15 protein-coding genes are annotated in these 15,652 nt (G+C 74.2%); 4 read left to right on the plus strand and 11 right to left on the minus strand.

Annotated features, from left to right (window positions below; genetic code table 11):
• Positions 1-2: 2 nt before the first annotated feature.
• Genes AOK09_RS23565 through AOK09_RS23575 form a run of 3 tightly spaced genes read right to left on the minus strand, consistent with a single transcriptional unit; the run spans position 3 to position 3,219 of the window.
• On the minus strand, positions 3-986 hold the full coding sequence (locus AOK09_RS23565) for an alpha-ketoacid dehydrogenase subunit beta (RefSeq protein WP_055589264.1): 984 nt from the start codon (positions 984-986) through the stop codon (positions 3-5).
• Positions 983-1,987, minus strand: a complete 1,005-nt coding sequence (locus AOK09_RS23570) for a thiamine pyrophosphate-dependent dehydrogenase E1 component subunit alpha (RefSeq protein ID WP_217698471.1) — start codon at positions 1,985-1,987, stop codon at positions 983-985. The genes AOK09_RS23565 and AOK09_RS23570 overlap by 4 nt, the downstream gene beginning before the upstream one ends.
• Complete coding sequence (locus AOK09_RS23575; RefSeq protein WP_055589234.1) at positions 1,984-3,219, minus strand: MFS transporter; 1,236 nt, start codon at positions 3,217-3,219, stop codon at positions 1,984-1,986. The genes AOK09_RS23570 and AOK09_RS23575 overlap by 4 nt, the downstream gene beginning before the upstream one ends.
• Before the next feature lie 341 nt (positions 3,220-3,560).
• Here AOK09_RS23575 and AOK09_RS23580 point away from each other — a divergent pair, with 341 nt between their 5' ends.
• Positions 3,561-4,847 carry an ATP-grasp domain-containing protein gene (locus AOK09_RS23580; protein WP_063796044.1) on the plus strand — a complete coding sequence of 429 codons (1,287 nt, stop codon included), beginning with the start codon at positions 3,561-3,563 and terminating at the stop codon, positions 4,845-4,847.
• A gap of 16 nt (positions 4,848-4,863) precedes the next feature.
• Here the strand turns inward: AOK09_RS23580 and AOK09_RS23585 are convergent, their stop codons facing one another.
• The 8 genes from AOK09_RS23585 to AOK09_RS23620 are packed head-to-tail and all read right to left on the minus strand — an operon-like array spanning position 4,864 to position 10,772.
• Positions 4,864-5,541, minus strand: coding sequence for an SGNH/GDSL hydrolase family protein (locus AOK09_RS23585; protein ID WP_055589235.1), 678 nt, complete (start codon positions 5,539-5,541; stop codon positions 4,864-4,866).
• A complete protein-coding gene (locus AOK09_RS23590; RefSeq protein WP_055589236.1) occupies positions 5,541-5,798 on the minus strand; it encodes an indolepyruvate ferredoxin oxidoreductase subunit alpha in 258 nt (85 codons plus the stop codon). The genes AOK09_RS23585 and AOK09_RS23590 overlap by 1 nt, the downstream gene beginning before the upstream one ends.
• Positions 5,795-6,493, minus strand: a complete 699-nt coding sequence (locus AOK09_RS23595) for a 4'-phosphopantetheinyl transferase family protein (RefSeq protein ID WP_055589237.1) — start codon at positions 6,491-6,493, stop codon at positions 5,795-5,797. Before AOK09_RS23595 ends, AOK09_RS23590 begins: the two co-directional genes overlap by 4 nt.
• Positions 6,490-6,741, minus strand: a complete 252-nt coding sequence (locus AOK09_RS23600) for a phosphopantetheine-binding protein (RefSeq protein ID WP_055589238.1) — start codon at positions 6,739-6,741, stop codon at positions 6,490-6,492. Before AOK09_RS23600 ends, AOK09_RS23595 begins: the two co-directional genes overlap by 4 nt.
• A complete protein-coding gene (locus AOK09_RS23605) occupies positions 6,738-7,760 on the minus strand; it encodes a hypothetical protein (RefSeq protein WP_055589239.1) in 1,023 nt (340 codons plus the stop codon). The genes AOK09_RS23600 and AOK09_RS23605 overlap by 4 nt, the downstream gene beginning before the upstream one ends.
• The gene (locus AOK09_RS23610) at positions 7,757-8,020 is read right to left on the minus strand and encodes an acyl carrier protein (RefSeq protein ID WP_055589240.1); all 264 of its coding nucleotides are present in this window, start codon (positions 8,018-8,020) and stop codon (positions 7,757-7,759) included. Before AOK09_RS23610 ends, AOK09_RS23605 begins: the two co-directional genes overlap by 4 nt.
• Positions 8,021-8,036: 16 nt before the next feature.
• A complete protein-coding gene (locus AOK09_RS23615; protein WP_055589241.1) occupies positions 8,037-9,008 on the minus strand; it encodes a ferritin family protein in 972 nt (323 codons plus the stop codon).
• A 21-nt stretch (positions 9,009-9,029) separates the two neighbouring features.
• Positions 9,030-10,772: an AMP-binding protein gene (locus AOK09_RS23620; RefSeq protein ID WP_079063361.1), complete on the minus strand. Its 1,743-nt coding sequence runs from the start codon at positions 10,770-10,772 to the stop codon at positions 9,030-9,032.
• Positions 10,773-11,246: 474 nt separating this feature from the next.
• On the opposite strand from AOK09_RS23620, the gene AOK09_RS23625 reads away from it, so the two are divergent.
• The 3 genes from AOK09_RS23625 to AOK09_RS23635 are packed head-to-tail and all read left to right on the plus strand — an operon-like array spanning position 11,247 to position 15,650.
• Positions 11,247-12,125: a beta-ketoacyl-[acyl-carrier-protein] synthase family protein gene (locus AOK09_RS23625; protein ID WP_245687445.1), complete on the plus strand. Its 879-nt coding sequence runs from the start codon at positions 11,247-11,249 to the stop codon at positions 12,123-12,125.
• A gap of 46 nt (positions 12,126-12,171) precedes the next feature.
• The gene (locus AOK09_RS23630) at positions 12,172-14,433 is read left to right on the plus strand and encodes an iron-containing redox enzyme family protein (RefSeq protein ID WP_055589266.1); all 2,262 of its coding nucleotides are present in this window, start codon (positions 12,172-12,174) and stop codon (positions 14,431-14,433) included.
• Positions 14,433-15,650 (plus strand): acyl-CoA dehydrogenase family protein, encoded by a 1,218-nt coding sequence (locus AOK09_RS23635; RefSeq protein WP_055589244.1) that lies wholly within the window; start codon positions 14,433-14,435, stop codon positions 15,648-15,650. The genes AOK09_RS23630 and AOK09_RS23635 overlap by 1 nt, the downstream gene beginning before the upstream one ends.
• Positions 15,651-15,652: the final 2 nt, after the last annotated feature.

Raw genomic sequence — 15,652 nt, forward strand, 5'->3', positions numbered from 1 at the left:
GCTCACCGGGCGCTCTTGACCAGGTCTTCCACGGCCCGCCGCAGGGTGTCCGCGTCGGGCAGCACCGTGGGCTCCAGTGCGGGGCTCGCGGGGTACGGGACGCCCAGCGATCCGACCCGGACGACCGGTGCCCGCAGCTCGGCGAAGGCCGCCTCGGTGACCGCCGCCGCGATCTCCGCCGTGGGCCCGTACCGGACCCAGGCCTCCCCGGCGACCACCACCCGCCCGGTCCGCCGGGCCGAGGCCGCCAGGGTGGCCACGTCCAGCGGGCGCAGCGACCGGACGTCGATCACCTCGACGTCCAGCTGCTGCTCCGCCAGCTGCTCCGCCGCGACCAGGGCCTCGCCGACCATCCGGGAGAGCGCGATCACGGTGGCGTCCCGGCCGGGCCTGACCACCTGGGCGCGTTCCAGAGGCACCAGGTGCTCCCCCTCGGGGACCTCGCCCTCGGTGCCGTAGAGCAGCTTGTGCTCCACCAGGACCACCGGCTCGGAGGACCGCAGGGCCGAGGTGAGCAGCCCCTTGGCGTCGGCCGGGTTGCTCGGCAGCACGGTGTGGACGCCCGGCAGGTGCGCCGTCCAGGCCTCCAGCGACTTGGAGTGCTGGGGCCCGGCGTTGGCCCCCGCGCCGCCCTGGGTCCGGATCACCAGCGGCATCGACACCTGGCCGCCGTAGGCGAACGGGAACACGGCCGCGCCGTTGGCGATGGAGTCCAGCGCCAGGCAGAGGAAGTCGGTGTACATGATCTCCACGACCGGGCGCAGCCCGCTCATGGCCATGCCCACCGCCGCACCCACGATGCCGTTCTCCGAGATGGGGGTGTCCAGCACCCGGTCCGGACCGAACTGCTCCAGCAGTCCGGAGGTCACCGAGAACACCCCGCCGTAGACGCCGATGTCCTCTCCCAGCAGGACGATCCGCTCGTCCCTGAGCATCTCCCCGCGCAGTGCGTCGTTGAGCGCCTGTGCATACGTCAACCGGGTCATCGCCCGCCCTCTCCGTCCCACCGGGCGGCCAGTGCCACCAGGTCCGCCGCCTCCGGCCACGGGCTGGCCTCCGCGAAGGCCACCGCTTGGGCGATCTCCCGGGCCGCCCGTCCGTCCGCCTCGGCCAGCTCCTCGGGCCGCCGTCCACGCGCCAGCAGCCGCTCGGCGGCGAGCCGCAGCGGATCGGTGAGACCCTCGGCCTCCGCCGGGTCCTGGTAGCCGCCGCGGTCGGAGCCGGAGAAGGGGCAGTTGCGGTAGGTCACGGCCTCCACCAGGGTGGGGCCGCCCGCGGAGCGGGCCCGGCCCACGGCGCCCTGCACGGCCTCCCGGACCGCCTCCACGTCGTTGCCGTCCACCTGCACCGCGGGGATCCCGTAGCCGCCCGCCCTGCGGTGGAGCGCCGTCTGGTGCACATGGCGGTCCAGCCGCACGCTCAGCCCGTAGCGGTTGTTCTCCACCAGCACCACCACCGGCAGCCGCCACAGCGCCACCATGTTGAGGGCCTCGTTGAAGGCCCCGGAGTTGACCGCGCCGTCACCGGTGACACAGAGGGTGACCCGGCCCAGGCCCGCCCGGCGCTGCGCCAGGCCGTGGCCGACCGCGAGCAGCAGCGAGTGGCCCACGATGCCGGAGGGGCCGAGCAGTCCGTGCGCGCGGTCGGCGATCAGCATGTGGCCGCCGCGGCCCCCGCACTGGCCGTCGGCCCGGCCCATCATCTCGGCGAGGGTGCGTCCCAGGGGGAGGCCCAGGCCCACGTACTGGGCGTGCGGGCGGTGGGTGGCGGTGACCAGGTCGCCGTCCTCCAGTGCCGCGGTCGCCCCGATGCCGGCCGCCTCCTGGCCGATGCCCAGATGCATGGGCCCGCGCACCAGGCCCTGTTCCACCAGGTCCGCCAGTGCCTCGTCCAGGCAGCGCAGCAGCCGCATCCGCCGGTAGAGCTCCATGAGATCCACCGCAGGGGCCGGCCGGACGCCGGCCGGGGGCTGGATCACCGCGGTCACAGTGCCTCCTCGAGAAGACGGGTCGGTACGTGCGGAGCGGCCCTGCGCCGCAGGGGGGCCGTCAGGGCGAGACCGCCCACGGCCCCCAGCAGCCCGAGTGCCGCGCAGGTCCACCACAGGGCCCAGGGGGCCAGGGCGTACAGGGAGGCCCCCGCCAGCGGGCCGGCCAGCTGGGCGGCGGCGTACGACCAGCCGAAGGCGGCCTGGTACCGGCCCTGGGCGCGGGGAGGTGCCAGGTCGGCGACGATCGCGCCGACGAAGCTGGCCGCGCCGATCTCGCCCAGCGTCCAGACGGCGACGGTGGCCAGATACTGCGGCAGGGTGCCGGCCAGCCCGGTGGCGGCCATGCCGGCACCGAAGACCAGCCAGGACAGGGAGAGCACGGTGATCCGGTCGAAGCGCTCCAGCCAGGCCGCCAGCAGCGGCTGCGCCACCGCGATCAGCACCCCGGCGGTGAGCAGCACGGCACCGTAGGCGGTGGGGTCCAGGCCGCTGTCCCGGACGGCCAGCGGCACCCCCAGCACGATCTGCGCCGCCACCACGCCGTTCAGCAGGTTCAGCGCGATCAGGGCCAGCAGCACCCGGTCGCGCAGCACCGCCGGCGGCTGCCGCCCGGCCGTCCCGTCGGGCGCGGGCGCCTCCCCGGGGGGCCGCCGGGGCGGCAGGGCGACGGCGATCAGCAGCGCGAACGCGGCCCCGGTGGCGGCCTGGACGAGGAAGAGCGGCCGATAGCCGTGTCTCGCCAGCAGGCCCGCCAGCAGGCCCGCGAGGGCCACCCCGAGATTGACCGCCCAGTAGATCAGGCTGAAGGCCCGGGCCCGCGAGGCCGAGGGCACCACCTCGGCCACCAGCGCCGCGGCCGCCGGACGGTAGACGTCCGCCAGGACCCCCACCAGTGCGGCGGTGGCCAGCAGCATCGGCAGCCCGTCGGCCGCCCCCAGCGCCAGGATGCCCAGGGCGGCGGCGGAGGGGCCGGCCACCAGTGTGAACCGCGGTCCGCAGCGGTCGGAGAGGGCCCCGCCGAGGGGCTGGGAGAGCAGGCCGCCGAGGCCCATGGCCGCCAGCACCGTCCCGGCGTCGGCGGCGGACAGGCCCTGGTCGCGCAGGTAGAGCACCAGGAAGGGCACGGCCAGGGCGCCGATGCGGTTGACGAACTGGCCGGCGAAGACGATCCAGAAGCTCCGCGGTAAGCCGGTGAAGTACCGGACAGCGGTGGCGTGAATGCGACCCATGGTCGAAAAACTTCCCTCCGCCGGTGCCGGGGCCACCGATTTTCGGACGGCTTCCATTCCTGATCGGGACTGGTTCCTGATCGAGGCTGCTGCGCGGCCACAGGTTACAAGTGGAAGAGTTCCGGTTGAAGACCCGGGCCGGAATTGTCGCATTTGTGACGGTTGACCAACGGCCTTTCAATTGCGGACAGTTGACCATCGGTCAGTCGCATGGTGGACTCTCGGCGGACCGCCGGATTCCCTTTGGGTGATGATTTCATCGGCCATTGGCCGGGTTTTCGGACAGCGTCCCCCCGGTGTTGACCGCCGGCCCCGCCGCCAATGGAGAGGTATTAGGGTCAGTGACCGCCAGGCATGTGGTTCTCGTGGACACCTATGCGCTGTCCCAGCGGCTCGCGGCGGGCTTCATCGCCGCCGGACTGCTCCCGGTACGGGTCCAGAGCACCCCCGAGGTGCCACGCCTCTACCAGGGGAAGCCGGACCCCAACCGCTATGCGGCCGACCTGGTGTACGACGGCGACCTCGAGGCCCTGGCACGCGATGTGGCGCGGTTCGAGCCGATCGCCGTCCTGGCCGGCGGGGAGCTCGGGGTGGAGCTCGCGGACGCCCTGAGCGAGCGGCTGTCCGCCACCCTGGGGACACCCACCAACGGCACCGCGCTCAGCACGGCCCGCCGCGACAAGTACGCCATGATCGAGCGCATCAAGGCCTGCGGGCTGCGCGGCGCCGAACAGCTCCTGGTCCAGGACGAGGACCAGCTGGTGGAGTGGCACCGCAAGCTCGGCGGCCGGGCGATCCTCAAACCGCTGCGCAGCGCCGCCAACGACGGGGTCCGCTGGTGCGACACCCCCGAGGACTCGGTACGCGCCTACCGCGCCCTCGCCGGGCGCGAGAACATCTTCTCCGAGCCCGGGGACGGCGTCGTCGCCCAGGAGTACCTGGTGGGCGCCGAGTACCTGCTCAACACCGTCAGCCGGGACGGCCGCCACCATGTCTGCGACCTCTGGAAGACCCACCGGATCAGCGCCAACGGCGTCCGCGACCTGGTGGTGGCCTGCCATCTGCTGCCGCGCCGCGGCGAGGTGCAGCAGCAGCTGGTGGACTACGGCTTCCAGGTCCTGGACGCGCTGGGCATCCTGCACGGCCCCGCCCATGTGGAGATCAAGCTGACCCCGCAGGGCCCCTGTGTGGTCGAGGTCGGAGCCCGGGTCTCCGGGCTGGACCTGCCGGGCCTCACCCACCAGGCCACCGGCGAGTCCCAGGTGGAGTGGACCGTCGACGCCTACGGCGACCCCGAGCGCTTCCTCGCCCGCCACGAGGAGGACTACCGGATCGGGCGCAGCGTGGCCTGGGCCGGCATGGTCTCCTCCGCCCGCGGCACGCTCCGCGGCTACCGGGGGCTGGAGGAGGTCCGGGCGCTGGAGAGCGTCCAGGAGGTACGGCTGCTGGTCGGGCCCGGCGAACGGCTGGAACCCACCGTCGACGACTCCACCTACCCGGTCGCGCTCACCCTGGCCCACGAGGTGGACGAGGTGCTGCTGCGCGACCTGGGAACCCTGCGGTACCTGGACGGCGCGGGCTTCTACGACCTGCACCCCGACGGCCCTCCCGCTCCGCAGCAGCGGTAGCCGGGCGCGGTCCCGCTCAGCGCGCCGTGGGCCCGTCGCCGCGACCGGCCGCGGCGAGCGCCCGGATCGCCTGCGCGGCGATGACGGCGTGGCCGCGCATCGAGGGGTGGATGCCGTCCGGACCGTAGAGGCCGCGGTCGCCCTCGGCGGGGTGGCCGGCCATCTCCACCAGGACGGCCCCGTGCCGCTGGGCGACCGCGCGCAGACGCTCGTTGAGCGCGGCCACCCGCGGCCGCAGCACCGACTCGCCGGACCGGCCCAGGGTGAAGTCCAGCAGGGTGAAGAGCAGCGGCCGGGCCCCCGCCGCGCACAGCGGGGCGACGGTCTCCTCCAGCGCCTGCTCGGTCAGCTCCGGCCGGAACCCCCGGGCCAGCAGGTCGTTCCCGCCCGCCAGCACGCAGGCCAGGTCCGGGCCGAAGGCCAGGGCCTCGGAGAGCTGCTGGTCCCGTACCTGGGCCGCCCGCAGCCCGTGCCGCCCCAGGTTGCGGTACGCCACGTCCGGCCGCACCCTGCGCATGGCGTCCCGCACCCGCTCCGCCCAGGGGCGGTCGCGATAACCGGGCGACGGCGCCCCGGTCCCCTCCGCGAGACTGTCGCCGAGCACCGCGAACCGCCGCCACGGCAGGCCGTCCAGCAGGGCGTCGGCGCCGCCGGGCGGCAGGCAGTGCGGATCGTGGAGTTCACCGTCCGGCATCAGCGGAAGTACTCAGCGTTGCGCGCCGCGGCCGACGCCCACTGCGCGGGCAGCTCGTCCTCGGGATAGCACGCGTCCACGGGGCAGACGAAGGCGCAGGAGGTGCAGTCGATGCACTCGCTGGGGTTGATGTACAGCTGCTCGGCCGTGCCGAAGTCCGGTGACCCGGGCACCGGTTGGATGCAGTCCACCGGGCAGACGGAGACACAGGAGGCGTCCTTCACCCCGGTGCACTGGTCGGAGATCACATACGTCACAGTCGTCGGTCCTTGTCCGGTCGCAGGGCCACCACCGTGCCCAGATAGCCGTGCGCCACCCGCAGTTCGCGCCGCAGCCAGGCGCTGCCGTGGCCGGGGGCGGCATGGGAGATGCCCCGCAGTCCGGTGCCCCGGGCCTTGGCGAGCGCCTCCCGGGTGGTCCAGATGCGGTACCAGCGCTGCAGCTCCCGGCCCTGCGGGGCGCGGCGCAGCAGTTCCTGCTCCGCCGGGTCGAAGACCCGCCGGGCGATCGCGTCCAGGTGGCTCCTCGCGGTCAGCGCCTCCAGGTCCACGCCCACCCGGATCCCGCGGCCGACGGCGAGCGCCGCGTACCCGCCGGAGTGCGAGAGGTTGAAGTCGAGCCCGTGACGGCCCGGTGCGCCCGCGAGGGCGGGCCGGCCGCAGGCGTCCCGGTGCAGCGCCAAACGGCGCGGCGTCGTACCGCACCGCCTGGCGAGGACCGTCCGCAGCAGCGCCCGGCCGGCGGCGAAGTGCCCCGCGGAGACCGGGTCGGCCATCCCCGCGGCCTGCTCCAGCTCCTCCTCGGGCAGCGCGTCCGCCACCCGGAGCCCGCCGGCCGGCGGGCCGGCGGCGATCCCCGCCACCCAGGTCGTCAGCGGGCGGCCGAAGGCGGTGCACTCCGCCGTCCGCAGCGGCCGCAGCACCAGGCCGGTGAGTGCGTCCTTCGTGGTCACCGCGGCTCCGCGGCCGGGGCGCCCAGCAGCCGCTCCCTGATCCGGGCCAGGGTGCGGAAGTCCTCCCGGGCGATCACGTCCAGGTCGAACTCCCGGCCCGTGGTCGCCTCCAGCAGGGCGAGCAGCGCCATGAAGCCGAGAGAGTCCAGCACACCGGAGTCGACCAGGTCCAACTCCGGTGGCACCGAGGCCAGTTCCGGCCGTCTGGCCATCAGGAACTGCACCACCAGATCGTCGGCGTCGGTCACCGGACGCCCCCTTCCGCCGGCCGCGCGGCCAGGCGTCGCAGTGTCGTGGCGGTACGCGGCGCCGACTCCGCACCGTCGCACCAGTGCCGGGAGGGCCGGCCGTCCGCGGGCAGCGCGGTCGGCAGCAGCCGGTTGAGGCGGGAGCCCATGCAGGCGGCGGCGAGCGCCGGGTGCGGCTCGGCCGCGTACCGGGTGAGCCGGGCGAAGACCGGGTCGATCTGCTTGACCTCCCCGTCGTCGTCCTCCACCTCCACCCAGGCGTGCTCCAGGTCCAGCAGGCCGAGGATCCAGCCGCGCCGGGTGCGCACCCGGTAGCCGGCGGCGCGGAACTCCCCCTCCAGGAAGAGCGAGGCGGAGATGCACGGCGCCACCCCCGCGGCGAACAGCCGCGGATGGTCCGCCTGGAGCGGCTCCGGGATGCGCAGCCACCGGTAGTCCCTGGCCATGAAGTCGGCGACGATGCCCCGCAGCCGCGGCGAGACCAGCTCCAGGCTCCGGCCCGTGGTACGGACCTGGCCCTCGATCCGGGCCGGGCCCGGGCCGGTGCTGCGCAGCACCGCGTCGTCCACGGTGGCGCCGGGCGGCCGGGCGTCCAGTGTGAGCAGCGCCCCGCCGGCCGCCTCCGGCACGGGCAGAGCGTGCTCCCAGACCGGGTCGGCGCCGCAGCCGCCGGGCCGGGCGCACTCCTGGACGAAGCAGAAGCTCCACTCGGCGTCGCCGGTCCAGGCCGCGGCGCCGCCGTGCATCCAGCGCAGCGAGTAGCGCAGCGCGACCTCGGGCAGCGACTGCCCGGACCCGGCCGCCAGGGCCAGATTGAACAGGTCGAACCAGTCGAACCGCTGCTCGCCCGCGACGCTGCCGACGGGCAGTCCCGCCGCGACCAGCCGGTCCAGCACACCCTCCGGGCAGCGCAGGGTGGCCAGGGCGGCGGCCCGGTCGGCCCCCTCGTCGCGGTACGGCTCGGGGATCAGGAACAGCCCGTCCAGGGCGTCCAGCCAAGCCCCCGCCGAGGCCGTCATGCCGGGGGTGCGGACGGCTCGGCCGTACCGATGACCAGCGCCTCCACCTGGGCGACCGTGGTGAGGTCGGTGGCCTGGTCGTCGTCGAGCGCGGTGAGGTCGAACTCCTCCTCCAGCGCGACCGCCAGCTCCAGGAAGGTCACCGAGTCATAGCCCAGGTCCTCCACCAGCCGGTCGGCCGGGGAGCCGACCGCGGCGCCGGTCGGCGACATCCTGGAGATGATCCCGTGTATCCGCGCGGTGATGTCCGTGGTGCCCAACAGGAGCCTCCCTGGCTCAGACGTGTGCCCGGGGGGTCAGCAGACCCAGCCCGGCGGCCTTCGGTACGGGGTGCGGCGCATCCCAGCGCTGCTCGTAGACGGCGAACGCCCGGGTGAAGGCGCGCTCCCAGGCGCGCTCGGCCTCGTCCCGCAGCGCGTCCAGCCCGATCAGGGCCAGCTGGCGGAGCATCCGGTTCCTGGCGACCGACCACTGCTCGTCCAACTGCCCCGCGTGGTGCGCCAGCGCGGCCCGGATCACCGGGGTCACGGCCTTGCGGCCCGGGTTCACCAGGACCTCGACCGCCTGCTCCAGGGCGCCCAGATAGGTCTGCCCGATCACCTCGGCGAAGCCGTTCTGCACCCCGCGCCGGGCTGCCGTCTGACCGTACGTCAGATGCCGGGTCTCGTCGCGTGCCACGTTGGACAGGCCCTCCTCCAGGGCCGCAAGGCCCCCGACGGCCCGGACGAACTCCCGCAGCCGCTTGAGGCTGGGCGCCGCGATGACCCCCTCGGTCACCAGGTGGTACTGCACCACTCCGGCGTGCCACACCGCCGGGTCCCCGCCGCTCTCCCGCACCCGGCGGGTGGCGTCGCGGAGCACCGGCTCGAAGATCTGCCCATAGGCCGACAACAGGCTCAGCTCGCTGTCCGGCTGCTCCAGCTCGGCGGGGTCGACACCCACCGGGCCCAGCAGGTACTGCTTGAAGAACTGGACGTGGCGCCCCTCGTCGGCGAGCTGGGTGCAGAGGTAGATCCGGTCCTCCTCGGTGGGGGAGTGGTCCACCAGAGAACTCAGCGTCTGGGTGACGCAGACCTCCCCGATCTCCAGCTCCGCGAGGGCGACCAGCAGCTCCCTGCGGGTGACCGGTCTGAGCGTCTCCCACCGGGACGCGTCACGTCCCACCTCCACCCGGGCCACGCTCCACTGCTGCGACTCCCAGCGGTCGTAGAGGTCCCGCGGGCTGGGCAGGGTCACCATCGCTGTCATGCGCCGGCCTCCTGGGCGGTGTCATCGGGTGCCATCGGTGCCACCCGCCTGCTGCGGTTGGTGCGGTTCGTCCTGCGGCCGTACCGGCAGCACGCCGTGCAGGACCCGCCAGCGGCCGGCCGCCTCCGTGCCGCCCATCAGCTGTTCCCACATGGCGCGGCGGCGGGGTTTGCCGCTGGAGGTCCGGATGACGGAGCCGCGCGGGCCGCCGACCACCAGGGTCTGCGCCGCGCCGAAGGTCAGCGCCTTGACCTGCTCGGCGGCCTGCTCGCTCCAGAGCGGGTCGACGCGGCCCTCGGCGAAGACCACGCAGTGGTCGGTGCCGTCCACCACGCCGAAGGCGACCGCGCAGGGGACGGCCCGGTGGGCGGGGTTCCGGGCCAGCTCCGCCTCCACGTCCTCCGCGTGGACACTGGCGCCGCGGATCTTCATCGACTCGCCGATCCGTCCCACCACGAAGAGCTCGCCGTCCAGCGCGAAGCCGGCGTCCCCGGTGCGGAAGCCGGCCGGGTCCAGCGGGGTCAGCCGGTCGGCGGCCACCAGATAGCCGCGGGCCAGCGACGTCCCGGTGAGGGCGATCTCGCCGAAGCAGCCGTCCGGAACGAGCCGCCCCTCCTCGTCCACGACCGCCGCCCCGGAGCCGGGGACCGCGGTGCCGCAGCCGGTGAGCCAGCCCCCGCCGCCGACCCGGTCGACCCCCAGGACGCCCTGCTCGGCCACCGCCACCGGCCCGCCGACCGGCAGGGCGGTGGACTCGACCCTGACCACCCGGCCGCCGGCGCCGACCGGGGTGCCGGTCGCCACGACGGTGTTCTCCGCCAGCCCGTAGGCGGGCACCAGGGTGCGGTGGCTGAAGCCGTGCGGGCCCAGCAGTGAGCTGAAGTCGGCGGCCGCGGCCGGGTCGATGCGCTCCGCACCGACGATGGCCACCCGCCAGCGGGAGAAGTCCAGGCCGTCGAGCTGCTCCGGGGACAGCCGCCGGGCCGCGTAGGAGTAGCCGAAACTGGGGGCGGTGGTGAGGGTGGCGCCGTGCCGGCCGAAGCACTCGATCCAGCGCAGCGGCGAGCGGATGAACTGGGAGGGTCTCAGCAGCCAGGTGTCGGTGCCGGTGGTGATCGGCATCATCATCCCGCCGACCAGGCCCATGTCGTGATGGAGCGGCAGCCAGCTGGCGAAGGCGTCCTCACCGGTCCACCGCAGCCACTCGCGGATGGCCGACAGATTGGCGGCGAAGCTGCCCCGGGTCACCCAGACGCCCTTGGGGTTGCCGGTGGACCCGGAGGTGAACTGGAGCAGCGCCAGGTCCTCCGGGGCCCGCGGCACCGGCTCGAAGGGGACGGGCGGACCGTCCAGGTCGGCGGGCGACAGCGTTCGGAAGGTGCCGCCGGACGCCCGGGCGGCGGTCAGCACCACCTCGGCGAGCTCCGGGTCGGCCAGCACCAGCGCCGGCCGGGCGGTTGCCAGGACCCGGCCCAGGTGGGCGGTGTACCGGTCGAGGCCGCGCAGCGCCGCGGGGGTGGCCAGCGGCGCGGGTGCGGCACCGGCCGCCAGTACGCCCATGAAGGCGGTGACAAAATCCCTGGGTTCGCCGAGGACCAACGAGACAATGTCGCCGGGACGTACCCCGGCGGCCGCAAGTCCTGCGGCGGTCCGCTGGACGTCCCGGGAAAGTTCCGAATAGGGGCAGAAGCTCCAGCCGGCGTCGCCGGCGGCGAAATGTATACCGCGGTGCTCTTGTGCGCCTTGCAGCCAGTCGAGCAGCACAGAATCTCCAGTGGGTGTCTTTCACCGGGGATGGGTGAAGCGAAAGGCAATGCAGATGGACGACCGTGGAACGATGGCCTTGCGGATCGGCCGGTGAACGGCTGATCCTTCATCATCTACGCACATGCGCTGGGCACTTAGCAAGGGGTGACGTCCGGTCCGTGGACAGCGGGGCGAGGCCGGAGCAGGCGGTCCGGCCCGTTCCGGACAGCGGAGCAGGTCCCCCGGGGAGAGGCCGAGAAGGCATCTGGCGCAGTCGGCTTTCGTCGCCTAGGATCACTTCCCGGTGCCGCCCGGACATGGGCGGCCCGTTATGTGAAACGCCACGAACGAGCGTCTCCGGGCGGTCTGGCCCGTGCGGTGACGTCGATTTGCCGACGCTTCACCAGGAGGAGTGTTGCACCCTCTGGCCGGAACTGCTGAATGAACCGGGACTCCGTATTTCTGGAAGCTCCGCGATACGTACTCGGTGAAATGGAGACCGCTCACCGGGACCTGCCGGAACTGCCCCGCCGGGCACGTGAACTGAGGATGCTGCCGGACGCCTCCCTGTGGGGCTGGGGATCGGTCCACCGGACGGCGGGGGCGGTCGAGGCGCTGGCGGTGGCGAGCGGCAGGGAGACCCTGCGGACGGCCGGCCTCCGCCCGGCCGAGGTGGACGCCCTGGTGCTCTGCTCCACCCGGTTCCCCGACTCCGTCGACACCCACGGCCGCTTCGCGGCGCGCATCATGGCCGGCCTCGGCATCGGTGACGCCGCCTTCTTCGGCGTCACCCTCAACAGATGCGCCAATCTGCTGGCCGGCCTGTGGATCGCACACGCCCTGGCCACCGCCGGGGCCCACCGCTGCATCCTGGTCGTCACCGCCGACCGGGCGCCCACGGAGGAGGCCCGGATCACCGACTTCGCCCTCTTCAGCGACGGCGCCGCAAGCTGCCTGGTCACCCGCGCCCGGGTCGCCCAGGAGGGCTGGCGCATCCTCGCCGGGGCCGCCGCGCAGGACACCGCGTTGCTCGACCGGTCCGACGAGATCAGCTCCGACCTGGCCCGCCAGGTCAACGACAGCCTGCTGCAGCCGCTGTCGCTGCGGGTGGAGGAGCTCGCCGGGCTCTTCCCCACCAACCTCTACCGCCCGATCACCCTGATGAAGGAGCGGCAGGCCGGGTTCCGCACCGAGCAGATCTACACCGACAACATCGAGCGGGTCGGGCACTGCTTCGCCGCCGACCCGCTGATCAACCTGGTGGACCGGACCGGTCCCGGCGGGCCGCGGGACGGCGACCACTATCTGCTCGCCGCCAGTGTGCCCGGATCCCGGATCGGCGTGCTGCTGCAGGGGACCGCCGCCCAGTAAGCCACCGCAGGAAGCGCCGCAGCGACGAGAAGGGATGGGGAACTCCATGACTGCAAGCCCGTCCTCCGGGCTGCCGCCCGACACGATCGACCCCCTGCCGCCGACCCGGCCGGGACGCTTCGAGTTCAGCCCCGGGGCCGCCCCCCAGGCTGCGGCGCTGCTGGCACTGCCCGCCGCCGACCGCTACCGGAGGCTGCTCGCCGACCAGGAGTCGGAGCCGGCCCTGCTGGCCGCCCTGCGTACCGTGGACGCCTTCCTGGCCGGGGCGCCGCAGCCCCCGCGGCCGGGCACCGCGGCGGCCGCGCCGCCCACCGCCGACGGCATCGCCGCGGAGGTGCTCGCCGTCCGCGAGGAACTCTCGGCCACCCTCGGCGAACTCGCCGCGGCCCCCGCCGGGACCAGGACGGCGGTGCTGCGCCAGCGCGCCCCCGTCGCCCTGCTGGGCGGCTGCTGGCTGGACACCCTCTCGCAGCCCGCCACCCAGCCCACCACGGTGGTCAACCGGCTCTTCACCCACCACTTCCGGCTCAAGGGGGAGGGTGAGCCGCAGCGCAGCGCCGAGCAGCGCCGCCGCCGGGCCCTGGAGGACCTGGGCGTCCTCCTGCCGCCGCTCAACTCCGAGGCGTTCCTGCGGGAGACCCAGGCCCGCCCGCTGACGGCACTGCACGGCTCCTTCTATCTGGCGCTGTCCCGGTTCCCGGCGAGCTTCCTGCCGGAGGTCGCCGGGGTCCACTACGCCTTCCATGCGCTCGGCGTGGACGACCTGCTGCTCGGCACGCCCCCGGTGCTCGACGAGCCGCTGCTGCGCGGCGCGCTGGCCGACTGCCTCGCCGCCCTGGTGGGCGAGGGCGGCGGCGCGGCCGGGCGGCTGCACACGGCCGTACGCCTGTGCCTGGCCCTGGAGCGGGAACACGTCGCCCTGCTGGCCGGTCTGGCGGACCGCCGGCGGCGGCTGACGCTGGACCAGCGGGTCGGCCGGATCCTCGGGCGGCACGCGCCGTACGCGGGGGAGCAGCACCGCCGGGTGCGGCTCGGCGGGCGCCCGCTCAGCGAGGCGATGGAGTCCTGCGCGGCCGACCCCGGGACGCTGGTGGCGCTGCTGAAGGGCTCGCCGCAGCTGCGCCGGCGTCCCGACGGCGGATACCCCTTCCTGGACGCCATCGCCTTCGGTGGCCCGATGTTCGGCATCTTCGACCGGGAGGAGGCGGCCACCCTGCGCCAGTGGGCCGAGACCGCCGACCGCGGTACCGGGCCCGCCGTCACCGAGACGGCCGGGCCTGCCACCGACGAGGCGGCCGCCGATGAGGCAGCCACCGACGAGCCCGCCGAGTCCGCGGCCGCCGCCGACCGCTGGAGTGCGGCCCTGACCGCCCACCGCGCGGCCGGGGAGGTGCTCGCCGACCCCGGCACCCCCGGCGACCGGGCGCTGCTGCGCCGGCTGGTGGACATCGAGCACTTCCCGGGCACCCTGCCGCTGGCCAGGCAGCGGGCCCTGGAGACGCTGGACGCCGCCGAGATCCTCTTCGAGCACGGCGCCCGCGGCCGCTGCACCGACGCCGAGTGGTTCGACTACACCCCGGAGCGGCTGATCGAGCGGGTGGAGCGGATCTACTGGGACAAACTGGTGGGCTCCTGCCGCCCGGTGGCACGGATGCCCGACCGCGAGCAGGTGGTGGCCGGGCGGCGGCGCGCCGCACTGTCGCACCTGGTGGACGGCGCATGGGCGTACCGGACCGGCAACGCCGGGCGCTTCGACCGGCCGGCCGACGGGATGCTGTTCGCCATCTACGCCGACGAGATGGGGCGCGGCGACCCGCGCAAGAACCATCTCACCCTGATCCGTCAGGTGCTGGCCGACATGGGGATCGGGCTGCCGCACATCCGCGAGGAGGCCTTCGTCGAGCAGGTCGAACTCCCCGACGACAGCTATCCGTTCGCCATCCACCAGCTCTGCCTGGCCCTCTTCCCGGACACCCTCTACAACGAGATCCTCGGGTTCAACCTCGGAGCCGAGATGTTCGGGCTGGGGGAGCTGGGCCTGCAGCAGATCGAGAAGCTGCGGCACCACGGCTTCGACGCCTGCTACGAGCAGGCCCATCTGTCCATCGACAACATGTCGGCGGGCCATGCCCGGCAGGCCGCCGACCTGGTCGTCGCCCACCTGGACACGGTGCGCCGCACCTCGGGCGCCGCCGCGGTGCAGCAGGAGTGGCGGCGGGTGTGGCGCGGCTACGCCTCGTTCGCCCTCTTCGCCGAGCACCGGCTGGTACGCGTCCTGACGGCCCGGACGCAGGGGAGTCCACGCTGATGCCGCCCACCGCCGCACCCGGCGCGACCGCCGGCCGCCTGGACCCGGAGATCCTCCGGCTCCCCTTCTACGAACCGCACCATCTGGGCCTGGCCCGGCGGATCAGCCGCTGGTGCGAGGAGCTGAAACCCGCACCGGACGGTGAGGACCCCCGGGAGACCGGCCGGCGGCTGCTGCGGGCGCTCGGTGACGCGGGACTGCTTGCCCATCTGGACCCGGACGCCGCCGAGGAGGTGCGCCGGGACGGCGACTTCCGCGGCCTGTGCCTGGTGCGCGAGGCGCTGGCCCGCACCGACGACCTGGCCGACTTCGCCTTCTCCGTCCAGGTCCTGGCCGCCCTGCCCATCCTGCGGTACGGCACCGCCGAGCAGCGCCGCCGCCATCTGCCGGGCATGGCCGCCGGCCGTACCAGCGGCTCCTTCGCCGTCTCGGAGGAGCAGGCCGGTTCCGACCTGGCCGCGCTGGCGCTGCGGGCCGAGCGGGTGGAGGGCGGATACCTGCTGGACGGGGCAAAGACCTGGGTCGCCTGCGGCAGCACCGCCGATCTGCACTGTGTGCTCGCCAGGACCGGGGAGGGCCCGGGACTGCTGGGCCTGACCGCCTTCCTGGTCCCCGCGGACCTGCCCGGACTGCACACCGAGCAGGTGGCGCTGACCGCCCCCCGGTCCCTCGCCACGCTCTCCTTCGACCGCTGCCCGGTCCCGGAGAGCAGTGTGCTCGGCCGGCCCGGCGGCGGGGCGGTGATCGCCCTGGACACCCTGGCCCGAGCCCGGATGACGGTGGGCGCCGCGGCCCTCGGCTTCGCCCGGTGCGCCAGGGACGCCGCACTGACCAGGGCCCGGTCCCGGCCGATGCAGGGCGGCCGGCTCTTCGACCTGGACACCGTGAAGGCCGGCTTCGCCGACACCGAGGTCAAGCTGAACGCGGCCGCGCTGCTGGTCGCCCGTGCCGCCTGGGAGGCGGACCGGGCCGCGCCGGGCTTCGCCAGGCACTCCAGCATCGCCAAGCTCTATGCGACCGAGGCCGCACAGCAGGTGGTGGACGCCTGCGTCCAGGTCTTCGGCGCCGCCGGCCTGGTCAGCGGCAGCCTCCCGGAGTCGCTGTACCGGCAGATCCGCTCACTGAGGATCTACGAGGGCGCCTCGGAGGTGCAGCGGGCGATCATCGCCGAAGTGCTCGCCCCCGCCGGTCCGGCCCACCCGAGGGAAGGACGCTGACG

It is taken from the genome of Peterkaempfera griseoplana (assembly GCF_001418575.1).
Lineage (GTDB): Bacteria > Actinomycetota > Actinomycetes > Streptomycetales > Streptomycetaceae > Peterkaempfera > Peterkaempfera griseoplana.

Coding starts and splice junctions, on each gene's coding strand:
- AOK09_RS23565 (WP_055589264.1), bottom strand. CDS start 986: ATGACCCGGTTGACGTATGCACAGGCGCTCAACGACGCACTGCGCGGG.
- AOK09_RS23575 (WP_055589234.1), bottom strand. CDS start 3,219: ATGGGTCGCATTCACGCCACCGCTGTCCGGTACTTCACCGGCTTACCG.
- AOK09_RS23585 (WP_055589235.1), bottom strand. CDS start 5,541: ATGCCGGACGGTGAACTCCACGATCCGCACTGCCTGCCGCCCGGCGGC.
- AOK09_RS23605 (WP_055589239.1), bottom strand. CDS start 7,760: ATGACGGCCTCGGCGGGGGCTTGGCTGGACGCCCTGGACGGGCTGTTC.
- AOK09_RS23615 (WP_055589241.1), bottom strand. CDS start 9,008: ATGACAGCGATGGTGACCCTGCCCAGCCCGCGGGACCTCTACGACCGC.
- AOK09_RS23625 (WP_245687445.1), top strand. CDS start 11,247: ATGGAGACCGCTCACCGGGACCTGCCGGAACTGCCCCGCCGGGCACGT.
- AOK09_RS23630 (WP_055589266.1), top strand. CDS start 12,172: ATGACTGCAAGCCCGTCCTCCGGGCTGCCGCCCGACACGATCGACCCC.
- AOK09_RS23635 (WP_055589244.1), top strand. CDS start 14,433: ATGCCGCCCACCGCCGCACCCGGCGCGACCGCCGGCCGCCTGGACCCG.